Origin of the sequence: Teichococcus rhizosphaerae (assembly GCF_002631185.1) — a bacterium.
In the GTDB taxonomy this organism is placed as follows: domain Bacteria; phylum Pseudomonadota; class Alphaproteobacteria; order Acetobacterales; family Acetobacteraceae; genus Pseudoroseomonas; species Pseudoroseomonas rhizosphaerae.
The window spans coordinates 134,399-149,603 of the sequence record NZ_PDNU01000008.1 but is presented as its reverse complement, the minus strand read 5'-3'; the positions used below and the strand labels follow the sequence as shown (position 1 = coordinate 149,603).

General features: G+C 73.7%; 12 protein-coding genes. All 12 read right to left on the bottom strand.

All coding sequences use genetic code 11. From position 1 onward, the window contains the following. Positions 1-29 precede the first annotated feature (29 nt). Genes ftsA through CR162_RS07330 form a run of 12 tightly spaced genes read right to left on the bottom strand, consistent with a single transcriptional unit; the run spans position 30 to position 15,200 of the window. A complete protein-coding gene (gene ftsA / locus CR162_RS07385; RefSeq protein ID WP_099094891.1) occupies positions 30-1,328 on the bottom strand; it encodes a cell division protein FtsA in 1,299 nt (432 codons plus the stop codon). Then, the gene (locus CR162_RS07380; protein WP_099094890.1) at positions 1,325-2,239 is read right to left on the bottom strand and encodes a cell division protein FtsQ/DivIB; all 915 of its coding nucleotides are present in this window, start codon (positions 2,237-2,239) and stop codon (positions 1,325-1,327) included. The genes ftsA and CR162_RS07380 overlap by 4 nt, the downstream gene beginning before the upstream one ends. Further along, complete coding sequence (locus CR162_RS07375; RefSeq protein ID WP_099094889.1) at positions 2,229-3,140, bottom strand: D-alanine--D-alanine ligase; 912 nt, start codon at positions 3,138-3,140, stop codon at positions 2,229-2,231. The genes CR162_RS07380 and CR162_RS07375 overlap by 11 nt, the downstream gene beginning before the upstream one ends. Then, complete coding sequence (gene murB, locus CR162_RS07370) at positions 3,137-4,039, bottom strand: UDP-N-acetylmuramate dehydrogenase (protein WP_099094965.1); 903 nt, start codon at positions 4,037-4,039, stop codon at positions 3,137-3,139. The genes CR162_RS07375 and murB overlap by 4 nt, the downstream gene beginning before the upstream one ends. 8 nt (positions 4,040-4,047) lie before the next feature. Next, positions 4,048-5,484 carry a UDP-N-acetylmuramate--L-alanine ligase gene (gene murC / locus CR162_RS07365; RefSeq protein ID WP_099094888.1) on the bottom strand — a complete coding sequence of 479 codons (1,437 nt, stop codon included), beginning with the start codon at positions 5,482-5,484 and terminating at the stop codon, positions 4,048-4,050. Position 5,485: 1 nt separating this feature from the next. After that, complete coding sequence (gene murG, locus CR162_RS07360) at positions 5,486-6,607, bottom strand: undecaprenyldiphospho-muramoylpentapeptide beta-N-acetylglucosaminyltransferase (RefSeq protein WP_099094887.1); 1,122 nt, start codon at positions 6,605-6,607, stop codon at positions 5,486-5,488. Continuing rightward, the gene (locus tag CR162_RS07355; protein WP_099094886.1) at positions 6,604-7,725 is read right to left on the bottom strand and encodes an FtsW/RodA/SpoVE family cell cycle protein; all 1,122 of its coding nucleotides are present in this window, start codon (positions 7,723-7,725) and stop codon (positions 6,604-6,606) included. Before CR162_RS07355 ends, murG begins: the two co-directional genes overlap by 4 nt. After that, positions 7,725-9,131, bottom strand: a complete 1,407-nt coding sequence (murD, locus tag CR162_RS07350) for a UDP-N-acetylmuramoyl-L-alanine--D-glutamate ligase (protein ID WP_099094885.1) — start codon at positions 9,129-9,131, stop codon at positions 7,725-7,727. Before murD ends, CR162_RS07355 begins: the two co-directional genes overlap by 1 nt. Position 9,132: 1 nt before the next feature. After that, the gene (mraY, locus tag CR162_RS07345) at positions 9,133-10,221 is read right to left on the bottom strand and encodes a phospho-N-acetylmuramoyl-pentapeptide-transferase (protein WP_099094884.1); all 1,089 of its coding nucleotides are present in this window, start codon (positions 10,219-10,221) and stop codon (positions 9,133-9,135) included. Continuing rightward, positions 10,218-11,642, bottom strand: coding sequence for a UDP-N-acetylmuramoyl-tripeptide--D-alanyl-D-alanine ligase (locus CR162_RS07340; protein ID WP_099094883.1), 1,425 nt, complete (start codon positions 11,640-11,642; stop codon positions 10,218-10,220). Before CR162_RS07340 ends, mraY begins: the two co-directional genes overlap by 4 nt. Continuing rightward, positions 11,639-13,069, bottom strand: coding sequence for a UDP-N-acetylmuramoyl-L-alanyl-D-glutamate--2,6-diaminopimelate ligase (locus CR162_RS07335; RefSeq protein WP_245870196.1), 1,431 nt, complete (start codon positions 13,067-13,069; stop codon positions 11,639-11,641). The genes CR162_RS07340 and CR162_RS07335 overlap by 4 nt, the downstream gene beginning before the upstream one ends. Positions 13,070-13,112: 43 nt before the next feature. Further along, positions 13,113-15,200, bottom strand: coding sequence for a peptidoglycan D,D-transpeptidase FtsI family protein (locus CR162_RS07330; RefSeq protein WP_099094882.1), 2,088 nt, complete (start codon positions 15,198-15,200; stop codon positions 13,113-13,115). Between the last annotated feature and the right edge of the window lie 5 nt (positions 15,201-15,205).

Here is a 15,205-nt window from a genome sequence, read left to right as displayed (position 1 = left end):
TGGGCGTGGCGGACGGGTTGCAGATTGCATCAGACGCGGTCGCGAAGCCAGTTGACGAAGCGCGCAAATCGACCGTTTCCGCGCTCCGGGCCAGGATCAATATCGAGCAGCGGGCGGCCTTCGCCCATGCCCCATGCGACAAGCCCCAGCGTTGTCGCAAAATCGGGACCCTGCGCGGTTTCTGGTAAGCCGCGCAGCGTGGCGGGGCGTCCGAGGCGCACGGGACGGTCGAGAATTTGTGCGGCGAGCTCGCGGAGTCCCACGAGCTGACTCGCGCCGCCGGTGAGCACGACGCGCGAGCCCGCGTCGCGGCCCAGCGCCGCGGCGTTCAACCGGCCGCGGACCAGCTCCAGCGTCTCCTCGATTCGCGGGCGGATGATGTTCACGATGCTCGCGCGCGGGATGCTGACGAGGTGGTCGTCATCCTCGCCCACCTGCGGAACGTTCACCATGGTCCGGGCGTCGTCGCCGCCGTTCAGCGCGCTGCCCTCGAGAATCTTGATCCGCTCGGCATGCGCGATGGGGGTGGCGAGGCCGCGCGCCAGGTCGTTCGTCACCTGCCAGCCGCCGACGGGGATCTGCGCCGTGTGCAGGAGATGGCCCTCGCCATACACCGCGATGCTGGTGGTGCCGCCGCCCATGTCCACCACCGTGGCGCCGAGCTGCCTTTCATCCTCCACCAGCACGGAAAGGGCCGAGGCGTAGGGCGCCGAGACCAGCTCCTCCACCTCCAGGTCGCAGCCATGCAGGCACACGCCGAGATTGCGCAGCGAGGCGGATGCCGCATCGACGAGGTGCATCTGCGCCACCAGCGATTCGCACACCATGTCGCGCGGGTCCTCGACGCCGGGCGTCGCGTCGATGGTGAAGCCGAGCGTCGCGGCATGCACCGTCTCGCGCCCGTCATCGGTGGCGCGGCGGCGGCCCTCGCCCAGCACGGCGCGCAGGTCGGCCTCGGTCACGGCGCGGCCGCCGATCGGCCACTGGATGTTCATCAGCCGCGAGCCGGGCTGGCCGCAGGAGAGGTTGACGATGGCGCCCGCCAGCTTGACCTCCGCGGCGTCCTCCGCCTGCGCCACGGCGGCGCGGATGCACTGCTCGGCCTCGTGCAGGTCGACGATGTTGCCGCCCTTGATGCCGCGCGCGCGCTGCCAGCCGCAGCCCAGGATGCGCGGCTGGCCGTCATTCTCCATGCGCGCGATCAGGCAGACGATCTTGGTGGTGCCGATGTCCAGCACGCCGAAGGGGCCGCTGCGCGCGCGCCGGCGGCGCGGCGTGACGAGGGGGACGGGCGGCGGCTCGACGGCGAGGCGGGGCGGGGTCCTCATCCGCGGCTGCTCCCGCCACGCCGCTTCGGCGGCTCGGGGATCGGCTCGGGCGCCGGGTTGTGCCGCACCACCAGCCGGTCCGGCAGGCGCATGTCGATCGCCACCAGCGGCCGGTCGAGCAGCGCGCTGCTGCGCTGCAACTCGCCCAGGCGTTTCACCGCCGCCTCCTCATGCGCCTCGGGCAGCATCACATCCGTGCCGTTGTGCAGCCGCAGGTTCCAGCGCCGCTCGCTGACCAGCACCAGGGCCTGCACCCGGCGGCGCACCTCGGGCTCGCGCGAGAGCGCGTCGTACAGCGTGGCGCCGAGCTTGTGCGCGCCATCGCCCACCAGCAGCGGCAGCGGGCCGAAGGCATCGAGCGTGTCGGCGGAGACGACGCGGCCGTCGCGGTCCACCACCGCGAACTCGCCCTGGCGCTGCCAGATGGCGAAGGGCTTGCGCTCGTGGATCTCGATCAGGATGTTGCCGGAAAGGTGGCGCTGCACCTCGGCGCTCTCGATCCAGGCGATTCTTTCCAGCCGCGCCTTGGCCTGGGTGGGGGAGAAGGCGAGCAGCGGGTCGCCGCGCCCGACGCCGATGGCGGCGCGGATCAGCTCGCGCGGCGTGTTCTGCTGCCCGCGCACGACGATCTCGTTCACCGTCATGCCCGCGGCACCGGCGACCTCCGCGATGTTCTCGGACAGCCAGGAGAAGCGGCCCGCCGGCTCGAGCGCCACCACCATCACGGTGCCGGCACCGAGCGCGCCAATGCCGAGCAGCGCGTAGAAGGCCGGGCGCAGCAGCCCGCGCCGCCGGCGCAGCCAGAGGCGCAGGCCGCTCGGCCGCTGCGGCGCGGCGAGGCTGGGTCGCCCGCCATCGCTGGCGAGACGGATGCGGTCCTCCGCGCGAAGGCGGGCGGGACTACGGGCCATGGCGTGCCTCCTGCACCAGCCAGGTGCAGAGCTCGGGGAAGCTGATGCCGCAATAGGCCGCCTGCTCGGGAACGAGGCTGGTCGGCGTCATGCCCGGCTGGGTGTTCACCTCCAGCAGGACGAGGCGGTCCGTCGCGTCGTCGTAGCGGAAGTCGGAGCGGCTGACGCCGCGGCAGCCCAGCGCCTGGTGCGCGCGCAGCGCCGCCTCCATCGCCGCCCGCGTCACCGAATCGGGGATGGCGGCGGGGATGGTGTGGCGGCTGCCGCCATCGGCGTACTTCGCGTCGTAGTCGTAGAAGGCGTGGCCGGTGCCGATCTCGGTGACGGCGAGCGGGCGGTCGCCCATCACGGCCACCGTCAGCTCGCGCCCGGCGATGAACTCCTCGGTCATGATCTGCCGGCCGAAGCGCCAGTTGCGGGCGATCTCGGCGCGGCGGTTGTCGCCTTCCTTCAGGATCTCGACACCGACCGAGGAGCCCTCGTTCACCGGCTTCACCACATAGGGGCGGTTGATCGGGTCCTCCGCCTCCAGCTCCTCCGGCGAGACCACGCGGTGCTCGGCCAGCGGCAGGCCGTGGGCCGCGAACACCGCCTTGGCGGCCGACTTGTCCATCGCCACCGAGGAGGCGCGCACGCCGGAATGGGTGTAGGGAATGCCGAGCCAGTCCAGCACGCCCTGCACGCAGCCATCCTCGCCGAAGCGGCCATGCAGCGCGTTGAACACCGCATCCGGCTTCGCCTGCCGCAGCGCGGCGACCAGGGCGGAGAGGTCCTCCGTCACCTCGACCGGCGTGACGCGGTGCCCCGCCTCGCGCAGCGCGGCGATGACCTGCCGCCCCGTGGAGAGGGAGACCTCGCGCTCGGTGGAGATGCCACCGAACAGGACAGCGACATGACTCATGCGGCGGGCTCCCCGAGGCGCTTGATTTCCCACTCCAGCGCGATGCCGGATTGCGCGGCGACGCGCGCGCGCACCGTCTCGCCCAGCCCTTCCAGATCGGCCGCCGTGGCGGCGCCGAGGTTGAGGAGGAAGTTGCAGTGCTTCTCCGACACCTGCGCGTCGCCCTGGCGCAGGCCGCGGCAGCCGGCGGCGTCGATCAGCGCCCAGGCCTTGTGGCCTTCGGGGTTCTTGAAGGTGGAGCCGCCGGTGCGGGCGCGCACGGGCTGGCTTTCCTCGCGCGCGCTTCGGATGACGTTCATGCGCGCGGCGATCTCCGCGGCGGCACCCGGCACGGCGCGGAAGCGGGCGCGCACCACGACGCCGCCAGCGGGAAGCGCGGAGCGGCGATAGGCGAAGCCCAGCGCGGCATTGTCCAGGCGCAGCAGGCCGGCGGGCGTCGCCACCTCGGCCCAGTCCAGCACGTCCTTCACTTCCGAGCCATAGGCACCCGCGTTCATCGCGACCGCCCCCCCAATGGCGCCGGGGATGCCGCTGAGGAACTCCAGCCCGCCGAGCCCGGCGGCGGCGGCGTGCTCGGCCACCGTCATGTCGAGCGCGGCGGCGCCGGCGATGATGCCGTCCGCCTCCACCGCGATGTCGGAGAAGCCGCGCGCGAGCTTGACGGTGATGCCGCGCAAGCCCCCGTCGCGCACCAGCAGGTTGGAGGCGGCGCCGATCACCGTGAGCGGCAGGTGCGCGGGCCGGTCGCGCAGCAGCAGCAGCAGGTCATCCACGTCGGCCGGCCGCACGAGATACTGCGCCGGCCCGCCCACGCGGAACCAGGTGAAGGGCGCGAGCGGCGCCTCCGCCTGGACGCGGCCGCGCAGCGGCGGCAGGGCAAGGGTGGCGCTGTCCGGCATGGCGCGGCTCACCGCCCCCCCCCGGCCAGGCGTGGCCCGCGCGGTTGCAGCGCGGCCAGCTTCTCCGGCAGCGCGTGCGCCCAGGCCGTGATGTTGCCGGCGCCGAGGCAGACCACGTAGTCGCCCGGCTTGGCGATGGCGTTGATCATCTCCGGCAGGCTGTCGGGGCCGGGCAGGGGCACCACGGAGCGGTGGCCATGCGCGCGCAGCCCATCGACCAGGCTGTCGCGGTCGGCGCCGGGGATGGGCTGCTCGCCGGCGGCATAGACATCGGCCACGATCACCGTGCCCGCGTCGTTCATGCACTGGCAGAACTCCTCGAAGAGCTGCTTCAGGCGCGAATAGCGGTGCGGCTGCACCACCGCGATGACATCCCGCGCCCCGGCCTGGCGCGCCGCCTTCAGCACGGCGGCGATCTCCACCGGATGGTGGCCGTAGTCGTCGATCACCTGGATGCCGTTGGTCTCGCCGACACGGGTGAAGCGGCGCTTGACGCCCTTGAAGCCGGCCAGCGCCGAGCGGATCGTGCCCTCGTCGATGTCCATCTCGATGCCGACGGCGATGGCGGCCAGCGCGTTCTGCACGTTGTGCTGGCCGAGCATCGGCAGGCGCATCGGCTTCAGGCTGCGGCTGCGGCCCGTGGCGCGGTCCTGCACGATCACCTCGAAGGTGGCGCCCATACGGTCGGTGATCAGGCGCTCGGCGCGCACATCGGCCTGGGGCGAGAAGCCGTAGGTGATCAGGCGCCGGTCGATGTGCGGGATCATCGCCTGCACGTTGGGATGGTCGGCGCACAGCACCGCGAAGCCGTAGAAGGGGATGTTGCCGACGAACTGGGCATAGCCCTGCTTCATCGCCTCCTCGGTGCCCCAGTGGTCCAGGTGCTCCGCGTCCATGTTGGTCACCACGGCGGCGACGGCGGGCAGGCGCAGGAAGGAGCCGTCGCTCTCATCCGCCTCCACCACCATCCAGTCGCCCTCGCCGAGCCGGGTGTTGGTGCCATAGGCGTTGATGATGCCGCCGTTGATCACGGTGGGATCGAGCTTGGCCGCCTCCAGCACGGTGGCGACGAGCGAGGTGGTCGTCGTCTTGCCGTGCGTGCCGCCGATGGCGATGCCCCACTTCAGGCGCATCAGCTCGGCCAGCATCTCGGCGCGGCGCACCACGGGGATCAGGCGCTGGCGCGCGGCCACGACCTCCGGGTTGTCGCGCTTCACGGCGGTGGAGGTGACCACCACCTGCGCGGTGCCGAGATTGGCCGCGTCATGGCCCACCGTGACGCTGATGCCCGCCTCGCGCAGGCGCTCCACGTTGTAGCCCTCGGCGATGTCGCTGCCCTGCACCGTGTAGCCGAGATTGTGCAGCACCTCGGCGATGCCCGACATGCCGATGCCGCCGATGCCGACGAAGTGGATGGGACCGATGTTCAGCGGCAGGGCGCGCATTCTACGAGACTTCCTGAGAGCGGCGCGCGGCGGCGCGCGCGAGAACGAGATCGGCCAGGCGCGCGGCGGCATCCGGCGCGGCGAGGCTGGCGGCGGCGGCGGCGGCACGGGCCAGCGCCTCCGGCGAGTCGAGCAGGGCGGCGAGCTGCGCCGCCAGGGCCGGCGGCGTGCAGGCGGGCTGCGGCATCACCACCGCCGCGCCGCTGGCGGCGAGCGCCTTCGCGTTCGCCGTCTGGTGGTCGTCGATGGCGTGCGGCAGGGGCACGAGGATGGCGCCGCGCCCGGCGCAGGCCAGCTCCGCCACGGTGGAGGCGCCGGCCCGCGCCACCACGAGATGCGCCGTGCCGTAGAGCCCCGCCACGTCGCCGAAGAAGGGGGCGAGCTCCGCCGGCACGCCGAGCGCCTCATAGGCGGCGCGCACGCGGGGGAGGTCCTCCACCCGGCATTGCTGCACCAGGGAAAGGCGCCCGCGCAGCGGCGCGGGCAGCAGGCCCACCGCCTCGGGCACCACGTCGGAGAAGACGCGCGCGCCGAGGCTGCCACCGATGACGAAGAGCCGCACCGGACCCTGTGGCGGGGTGAAGCCTTGGCCCGCCAGGGCGGCGAGCGCGGGGCGCACCGGGTTGCCCACCACCGCGGTGGTGGTGCCGGCCGGCACGCGCGCCGTGTCGGCGAAGGACAGGGCGAGCGTGTCGGCGCCGCGCGCCAGCAGGCGGTTGGCGCGGCCGAGCACCGCGTTCTGCTCGTGCAGGATGGTGGCCGGGCGGCGCGCGGCGGGCAGGGTGCGCGCGGCCAGCAGCGGCGGCACGCAGGGATAGCCGCCGAAGCCCACCACCGCCGCCGGCGCCAGCGAGAGCAGCAGCCTGCGCGCCTGCACCGTGCCGGCGGCCAGCGCCATCGCGCCCATCGCGGCGCGTTGCAGCCCGTGCCCGGCCAGGCCCGCGCCCTTCAGCACGAAGCGCTCGGCATGGGCGAAGGCGGGGCTGCTGTAGTCGGCGCTGCGCGAATCCGTCATCAGCGCGATGCGGTGGCCGCGGCGCAGCAACTCCGCCGCCAGCGCCTCGGCGGGAAAGAAATGGCCGCCGGTGCCGCCGGCGGCGATGACGATGGGCGCGCCGCTCATGCCTCCTCCGTCCGGGCGAGCCGCCGCCGCGTCATGGCCAGCAGCATGCCCATGCCGAGCGCCACCGCGACGACGGAGGAGCCGCCATAGGAGACGAAGGGCAGCGTCATGCCCTTGGTCGGGATCAGGTGCAGCGCCGAGCCCATGTTGATGAAGGCCTGCAGGCCGAACTGCGTCAGCAGGCCGGTGGCGCCGAGGATGATGAACATGTCCTTCTCGCCGAGCAGCCGCAGCAGACCGCGCAGCACCACGAAGCCGAACAGCGCCAGGATCAGCAGGCAGATGGCCAGGCCGAACTCCTCGCCGGCGACGGCATAGACGAAGTCGGCATGGGCGTCGGGCAGCATGCCCTTCAGCCGGCCCTCGCCGGGGCCGACGCCGAGCAGCCCGCCATGGCCGAACGCCTCCATGGCGATCTGCACCTGGTAGGTGTCGCCCGATTGCGGGTCGAGGAAGCGGTCGATGCGCGACTGGAAGTGCGGCAGCACGAAATAGGCGCCGATGCCGCCCAGCACGCCGGCGACGCCAGCGCCCGCCACCAGCACCAGGCTGATGCCGGCGACGAAGAGCTGCGCGCAGAACACCGAGCCGATGACGATGAGCATGCCCATGTCCGGCTGCTTCACCAGCACCGCCGCCACCACCACGAACAGCGCGCAGGCCGCCGCCGTGGCGCGCCAGCCCAGGTTGCGCGCCTCGGACAGCAGCCAGGCCGCGACCACGGCGAAGCAGGGCTTGAGGAACTCGGAAGGCTGGATGGTCATGCCCGGCAGGTGCAGCCAGCGCCGCGCGCCCTTGATCTCGACGCCCATGGACAGCGTCGCCGCCGTCATCAGCAGCGCGCCGAAGAAGCCGAGCAACGCCAGGCGCCGCACCTGCTTCACCGGCAGCAGCGAGATGAACACCATCACGCCCGTGGCCAGCGCCAGGAAGAACACCTGCTTGAGGATGAACAGGTCGCGCGAGCTGGCGCCGATGCGCTCGGCGACGCCGGGGCTGGCGGCCAGCAGCATGACGTAGCCGAGGCCGACCAGCGCCAGCAGCGCCGCCAGCGTCCAGCGGTCGACCGTCCACCACCAGCGGCCAAGGACGGAGGTATCAGCGCGGGAGAGGGCCATCACACGTCCTCGGGCAGGGCGGCGACGAGGGCGCGGAACGCATCGCCGCGCGCGTCGAAGCCGGTGAACTGGTCGAAGCTGGCGCAGGCGGGGGAGAGCAGCACCGTGCCCACCCCGTGCCGCCGCGCCGCGTCCCGCGCCGCCGGCACCGCCGCCGCCAGCGTGCCGGCGACCCGCACGGGCACGCGGTGGGCGGCGAGGGTGGCGGCGAAATCCTGCGCGCTCTGGCCGATCAGCACCGCCTCGGCGATACGCGGAAAGAGCGGCGCCAGGCTGTCGATGCCGCCCGCCTTGGGCACGCCGCCACCGATCCAGACAACGCGGTCGTAGCTCGAGAGAGCGCGCGCGGTGCTGTCGGCGTTGGTGGCCTTGCTGTCGTTGACGAAGGCGATGCCGCCACGCGCGCCGACCCGCTCCTGCCGGTGCGGCAGGCCGGGGAAGCTGGCGAGGCCGGCGGCGATCTCGGCGTGGGAAAGGCCCATGAACAGCGCCACGGCCGCCGCCGCGGCGGCGTTCTGCGCGTTGTGGCTGCCGGGCAGGGCGGGCGCCGCGTCGAGATCGGCGATGACGCCCGCCTCGTCGCGCAGGAGGCGGCCCTCGGCCCAGACGCCGCCCGGCTGCGGTGCGAGGCCGGAGATGGGCACCACCCGCGCCGCGTGCCCTTGCGCGAAGGCGGCCGTGTCCGCGTCGTCCATGCCGATCACGGCGAGGTCGCGCGCGTCCTGGTGGTCGAACACATGCGCCTTGGCGGCGGCATAGCCCGCCATGCCGCCATGGCGGTCGAGATGGTCGGGCGAAAGGTTGAGCAGCACGGCGGCGTCGAAGCGCAGCGCGGCGGTGCGCTCCAGCATGTAGCTCGACATCTCCAGCACATAGCAGCCCTCGTCGCCGAGCAGCGGCAGGCCGAGCGCGGCGGGGCCGAGGTTGCCGCCCACCTCCGCCACGCGCCCCGCCTGCACGAGCAGGTGGTGCAGCAGCGCCGTGGTGGTGGACTTGCCGTTGGTGCCGGTGATGCCGATGAAGCGCGCGCGGCTGCCGCCCTGTTCCTGTTTCTGGGCGCGCACGGCGCGGAACAGCAGCTCGGCGTCGCACAGCACCGGCACGCCGGCCTCGCGCGCGCGCGCGGCGGCCGGGTGCGGCGCCGGCAGGGTGTGCGGGATGCCGGGGGAAAGCAGCAGCGCGTCGAAGCGGAAGCCGGCTTTCGCGCAGGGATCGCCCACCGGCAGGCCGGCGGCGAGGGCGGCATCGCGCGCGGCTTCGCCATCGTCCCAGCACAGGATCTCCGCGCCCCAATCCACCAGCCGCCGCGCCGCGGGCAGCCCGGCGCGGCCAAGCCCGACCACGGCGATGCGCTGCCCGGCGAAGGGCGCGAAGGCGGCAAGAGGAAAGGGGGCGGCGGCGCTCATCTCAGCGGATCTTCAGCGTGCCGAGGCCGACAAGGGCCAGGATCATGGCGATGATCCAGAAGCGGATGACGATGGTGGGCTCGGCCCAGCCCTTCTTCTCGAAATGGTGGTGCAGCGGCGCCATCAGGAAGACGCGGCGGCCGGTGCGCTTGAACCAGAACACCTGGATGATGACGGACACCGTCTCCACCACGAACAGCCCGCCGACGATGGCCAGCACCACCTCGTGCTTGGTGGCCACCGCCACGGCACCCAGCGCGCCGCCGAGCGAGAGGCTGCCCGTGTCGCCCATGAACACCTTGGCGGGCGGCGCGTTGTACCAGAGGAAGCCGAGCCCCGCGCCGATCAGCGCCGACAGGAACACCGCCAGCTCCGAGGTGCCGGGCACGCCGTTGAGCTGCAGGTAGTCGGCGAAGAGGCGGTTGCCGACGAGGTAGGAGATCAGCCCGAACACGCCGGCCGCCAGCATCACCGGAACGGTGGCGAGGCCGTCCAGCCCGTCCGTCAGGTTCACGGCGTTGGAGGCGCCCATCATCACCAGCATCCCCACCAGCGGGAACAGGATGCCGAAATTGATCATGGCCTCCTTCAGGAAGGGCATGGCCAGCTGCGAGGAAAGCTCCGCCGGCATGAGCTGGGTGATCCAGATGGCGGCGGCGAGGCCGACGCCCGCCTGCACCACCAGCTTCGCCTTGCCGGAGACGCCCTTGGTGTTGCGCTTGGTGACCTTCAGCCAGTCGTCCCAGAAGCCCAGCGCGCCATAGCCCAGCGTCACCAGCAGCACGGCCCAGACGAGGCCGTTGCGCAGGTCCGCCCACAGCAGCGTCGCCGGCACCATCCCGAGCAGGATCAGCACGCCGCCCATGGTGGGCGTGCCCTTCTTGGTCAGCAGGTGCCCTTCCGGCCCGTCCGTGCGGATCGGCTGGCCGCCATTCTGGAAGCTGCGCAGCCAGCGGATCACGGCGGGGCCGAAGAACAGCGTGACGAACAGCGCCGTCATGCAGGCGGCGCCGGCCCGGAAGGTGACGTAGCGGAACAGGTTGAACAGGATGAACCCGTCCGCTTGCGAGGACAGGAGGTTGTAGATCATGAATGCGCCCCTTCGCGCATCCCAGTCCGCATGTCCTGGGATGCCGATGTCAGGGCCCGGACCACCACCGCCATGCGGCTGCCCAGCGACCCCTTCACCAGAATGACATCGCCCGGACGCACGGCCTGCCGCACCAGCGGGGCCAGTTCATCGCTGTTGTCCCGATGCGCGCCGCGCCGGTTCTCCGGCAGGGCGTCAAACAGGCCGCGCATCAGTGCACCGCAGCAAAATACCACATCCGCCCCGGCCAGAACATCGGGGAGCAGGGATGCGTGCAGAGCGGGGCCGTGCCCGCCAAGCTCCCGCATGTCGCCCAGCACGGCGATCCGGCGCCCCCCCGGGCCAGGGCGCTGCGCCCCCAGCACGCCGAGCCCGGCGCGCATCGCCGGCGGCTGGCCGTTGTAGCTGTCGTCGATCAGCAGGGCGCTGCCGCCGGGCAGGTCCAGCGTCACCCGCCCCCCGCGCCCGGCGCCGGGGCGGAACCCTTCCAGCGCCGCCAGGAAGCCGGCGCGCTCGGCGCCCAGCGCCTCGGCGACCGCGATGGCGGCCAGCGCGTTCAGCGCCAGGTGCCGGCCCGGGGCCGCGAGCCGCAGGGTGTGGCCGGCGCCGCGCAGGGAAAGGCGGGCCACCCCGCCCTCGGCCGCGCCCTCATAGCCGAGCAGCCGGTATTCCGCCGCCTCATGCGCGCCGAAGGAGATGACGCGCAGCCCGGCCGCCTCGGCACGGGCGGCGAGGCGGGGGAACATGGCGGCATCGCGCGGCAGCACCACCGGCGCGCCGGGGACGAGGCCCGCCATGATGTCCGCCTTCTCCTCGGCGATCTCCTCGATGGAGCCGAGATGGCCGATATGCGCCGCCTCCACCGTGGTGATCGCCGCCACATGCGGGCGCGCGAGGCGGGCCAGCGGCGCGATCTCGCCGCGATGGTTCATGCCGATCTCGAGCACGCCGTATTCCGCCTCGCGCGGCATGCGGGCGAGGGTGAGCGGCAGGCCCCAGTGGTTGTTGTAGCTGGCCACCGCCGCATGGGTGCGGCCGAGCGCCGACAGGCCGTGGCGCAGCATCTCCTTGGTGGTGGTCTTGCCGACGCTGCCGGTGATGGCGGCGATGCGCGCCGTGCTGCGCGCCCGCCCGGCGGCGCCCAGCGCCTGGAGCCCTTCCAGCGTGCCGGCCACCCGCAGCAGCGGCGCGCCGGACGGCACGCCGGGCGGGTCGCGGTCCACCATGGCGGCGGCGGCGCCGCGCGCCAGGGCATCGGCCACGAAGTCATGCCCGTCCCGCGCGTCGCGCAGCGCCACGAACAGCTCGCCGGGGCCGGTGGCGCGGCTGTCGATGCCGATGGCGCGGATCTCCAGCCCGTCCGGGCAGGTGCCGCCGGTGGCGTCGCGCAGCTCGGCCGGGGTCCAGAGCGGGGTGCTCATGACGCCACCCCGGCGAGGCGGCGCACCACCTCCACATCGTCGAAGGGATGCGTCACGCCGGCGATGGTCTGGCCCGGCTCGTGCCCCTTGCCGGCCACCACCAGCACGTCGCCCGGCGCCAGCGCCGCCAGCCCCGCGGCGATCGCCGCCTCGCGGTCGCCGATCTCGGTGATCTCGGCCGTGCCCGTCATGCCGGCGCGCACGGCGGCGCGGATGGCGGCCGGGTCCTCGCCGCGCGGATTGTCGTCGGTGAGGATGGCGTGGTCGGCCAGGCGGGCGCAGATCCCGCCCATCAGCGGGCGCTTGCCGCCGTCGCGGTCGCCGCCGGCGCCGAACACCACATGCAGCCGCCCGCGGGTGTGCGGGCGCAGCGCGGTGAGCAGCCGCTCCAGCGCGTCCGGCGTGTGGGCGTAGTCCACATAGGCGGCGGCGCCGCCCGGCAGGCGCGCGGCCAGCTCCATGCGGCCGCGCACGCCGGCAAGATGCGGCAGCAGCCCCAGCACCCTGTCGGCCGCGAGGCCGGTGGCGATGGCGAGGCCCGCCGCCAGCAGCACGTTGTCCGCTTGGAAGCGGCCGGGCAGGGCGAGGACCACCTCGGCGCGGCGGCCGAAGGCTTCCAGCAGCAGCTCCTGCCCGTCGGGGCGGGGCGCCTGGCGCAGCAGGCGGATCGCCTCGCCCGCCTCGCCCACCGTGTGGAGCCTCAGGTGGCGGCGGCGCGCGATGCCGCGCAGCGCGTCCAGCACCTCGGGCGCCATGTCGGCATTGGCCACGGCGGCGTCGCCCTGGTCGAGCAGCGTGTCGAACAGGCGCAGCTTGGCGCCCGCATAGGCCGCCATGTCGCCGTGGTAGTCCAGGTGGTCGCGCGTCAGGTTGCTGAAGCCGGCGGCGGTGAGCATCAGCCCGTCGAGCCGCCGCTGCTCCAGCCCGTGCGAGGAGGCTTCCAGCGCCACGCTCTGCACGCCGGAGCGGGCGAGCTGCGCCAGGGTGGCGTGCAGCGCCACCGGGTCCGGCGTGGTGAGGGAGGGGGTCTCGGGGAAGCCCGGCGCGCGCAGGCCGAGCGTGCCGAGCGAGCCCGCCTTCAGCCCCGCCAGCGCCCAGATCTGGCGCAGGAAGTCCACCGTGCTGGTCTTGCCGTTGGTGCCGGTGACGGCGACGAGCCGCGCCGGCTGCGCGCCGTGAAAGGCGGCGGCCATGCGGGCCAGCGCCCGGCGCGGGTCGGCTTCGGTCAGCAGCGGGCGGGGCGGCACGCCGGCGGGCCATTCGGTGCCGTCGGGCGCCAGCACGGCGCCGGCGCCGCGCGCCACGGCCTCCGCGATATAGGCGCGCCCGTCCTGCCGCGCGCCGGGCAGCGCCGCGAACAGGTAGCCGGGCGCCACCGCCCGGCTGTCGGCCGTCAGCCCGGTGATGGCCAGGCCCGCGAAGGACATGGCGCCGGCGCCGCGCTGCGGTCCGAGGGCCTGCTGCATCAGCTCACCGAGCCGCAAGGCTCGCCTCCCGCCGGGGCGCCGGCGCGGCGGCGTCGGCCGAGGTCATGCGCAGCGGCACGGGGGCGGGCAGGCTGCCGGGCGTGGCCGGCATGTTGGGCATCGGCACCGCGCGGGGCAGGGGGTGGGGCTGCGCGGGCTGCGGCGCGCGCAGCGCCGGGGCCTCTGGCGCGGCGGCGGCGCGCGGGGCGGGGCTGCGCGGCGGCTCGGCCGGCCGTGCGGCGGCGGGCGAGACGGCGGGCGCCGCCGGCCGGGCGCTGGCCGTGGCCGGGCGCGCCCGGCCCGGTTGCAGCGGGATCTGCGTGGCGGCGACGATGGCCGGGTTGGCCGGGTCCTCCGGCACCAGCCCCAGGATGGGGGCGATGCGCGAGATGACGGTGTGCGCCGCCGGCGCCGCCACCCAGCCGGCGGTGGCGTAGCCATGGCTCTTGGCGTTCGGCTTCGGCTCGTCGACCATCACGTAGAGCGCGTAGCGCGGCGCCTGCATCGGGAAGGCGCCGACAAAGGCCGCGATGCGCTTGTTCATGATGTAGCCGCCGCGCGGGCCGGTCTTCTGCGCCGTGCCGGTCTTGCCGCCGACGAAGTAGCCCGGCACCTCGGCGTTCTTGCCCGAGCCGTCGGTGACGACGAGGCGCATCAGCCGGCGCATCGTCTCGCTGTTCTGCTCGCTGATCAGCCGGGTGCCCTCGCGCGCGGCGCCGGGCGGCTGGGCCAGCAGGGTGGGCGGCCGCAGGATGCCGCCATTGGCGATGGCGGACACGCCCGAGACCACGTGCAGCGGGGTGACGCTGATGCCGTGGCCGAAGGAGACGGTGTACATGTTGATGTCGCGCCACGCATTGGCGGGCGGCACCAGCGGCGCCGCCGCCTCGGGCAGCTCGATCGGCGGGCGCGCCAGCATGCCCGCGCGCTTCAGGAACTCGCGCTGCCGCGCCGGGCCGTAGGTGGCGGCCATGTGCGCGGCGGCGAGGTTCGAGGAGTAGGCCAGCATCTCCGGGAAGCTGAGCCAGCGGTTCTTGCCCTTGTAGTCGCTGATCGTGAAGCGGCCGTAGCGGATCGGGCGGGACGCGTCGAAGCTCGACGTGTTGACGTTGGCGGTGCCGTATTCCAGCGCCGCCGCGGCGGTGAACAGCTTGAAGGTGGAGCCCGGCTCGTAGACGCCGACGGTCACGCGGTTGAAGCGCTGGTCGGGCGTGGCGCCGCCGATGTCGCCCGCGTCGTAGTCGGGCAGGCTGACCATCGCCACCACCTCGGCGGTGTTGACGTCGAGCACCACGCCCGCGCCGCCGATGCCGTTGAAGTCGTGGATCGCCTGGCTCACCGCGTCGCGCAGCGCGAGCTGCACGCGCACGTCGATGGACAGCTTCAGCGGCGTGTCGCGCTCGGTGCGCAGCCGCTCGTCGTAGCGACGCTCGATGCCGGACAGGCCGTTGCCGTCCACGTCCACATTGCCGAGCACATGCACGGCGGCGCGGCCCTGCGGATAGTAGCGGCGCTCCGCCTCCTCGAAGTCCAGCCCGGCGATGCCGAGGTTGATGATGCCCTGCTGCTCGCGCGGGGTCAGCGCGCGCGCCACATAGACGAAGCCGCGGTCGCCCGAGAGGCGCTCGATCAGCTTGTCCCGCTCGAGCTGCGGCAGCACCGTGCGGATGCGGTCGGCGACCAGCTCCTTGTTGTCGATCACGCGCGGATTGGCGACCAGCGCGGTCACCGGCAGGGAGATGGCCAGCATCTCGCCGTTGCGGTCGGTGATCGGCGCGCGGCTGGCGGCGTGCTGCACGGGCGGCTGCAGGGCGCGCACGGCGGCGTTCAGCCGCTTCGGCTCGGCCGGCATGACAACCGTGGACCAAGTGGCCTTCGCCGCCACGGCCAGGAACAGCACGCCGAAGCCCAGCGCCGCGATCACCAGCCGGCCGCGGCTGCGCTCCAGCTGGGCGCGGCGCGCCAGGTCCGGCTGGGTGACGCGCACGACCACGCCCGGCGCCGGCGCGGCGGGATCCTCATGCTCCGGCGCGGCCTGGCGCGGATGGCGCAGGGGCGGGGAGTCCGGCGAGGGGGGCGTGACGTGCGGCATGGCCG

What these genes read in the sequence shown, in the direction of transcription:
- murD (WP_099094885.1), bottom strand. Translation starts at nt 9,131, where the DNA reads ATGAGCGCCGCCGCCCCCTTTCCTCTTGCCGCCTTCGCGCCCTTCGCC.
- ftsA (WP_099094891.1), bottom strand. Translation starts at nt 1,328, where the DNA reads ATGAGGACCCCGCCCCGCCTCGCCGTCGAGCCGCCGCCCGTCCCCCTC.
- murC (WP_099094888.1), bottom strand. Translation starts at nt 5,484, where the DNA reads ATGCGCGCCCTGCCGCTGAACATCGGTCCCATCCACTTCGTCGGCATC.
- murG (WP_099094887.1), bottom strand. Translation starts at nt 6,607, where the DNA reads ATGAGCGGCGCGCCCATCGTCATCGCCGCCGGCGGCACCGGCGGCCAT.
- CR162_RS07375 (WP_099094889.1), bottom strand. Translation starts at nt 3,140, where the DNA reads ATGAGTCATGTCGCTGTCCTGTTCGGTGGCATCTCCACCGAGCGCGAG.
- mraY (WP_099094884.1), bottom strand. Translation starts at nt 10,221, where the DNA reads ATGATCTACAACCTCCTGTCCTCGCAAGCGGACGGGTTCATCCTGTTC.
- CR162_RS07355 (WP_099094886.1), bottom strand. Translation starts at nt 7,725, where the DNA reads ATGGCCCTCTCCCGCGCTGATACCTCCGTCCTTGGCCGCTGGTGGTGG.
- CR162_RS07330 (WP_099094882.1), bottom strand. Translation starts at nt 15,200, where the DNA reads ATGCCGCACGTCACGCCCCCCTCGCCGGACTCCCCGCCCCTGCGCCAT.
- CR162_RS07335 (WP_245870196.1), bottom strand. Translation starts at nt 13,069, where the DNA reads ATGTCCTTCGCGGGCCTGGCCATCACCGGGCTGACGGCCGACAGCCGG.
- CR162_RS07340 (WP_099094883.1), bottom strand. Translation starts at nt 11,642, where the DNA reads ATGAGCACCCCGCTCTGGACCCCGGCCGAGCTGCGCGACGCCACCGGC.
- murB (WP_099094965.1), bottom strand. Translation starts at nt 4,039, where the DNA reads ATGCCGGACAGCGCCACCCTTGCCCTGCCGCCGCTGCGCGGCCGCGTC.
- CR162_RS07380 (WP_099094890.1), bottom strand. Translation starts at nt 2,239, where the DNA reads ATGGCCCGTAGTCCCGCCCGCCTTCGCGCGGAGGACCGCATCCGTCTC.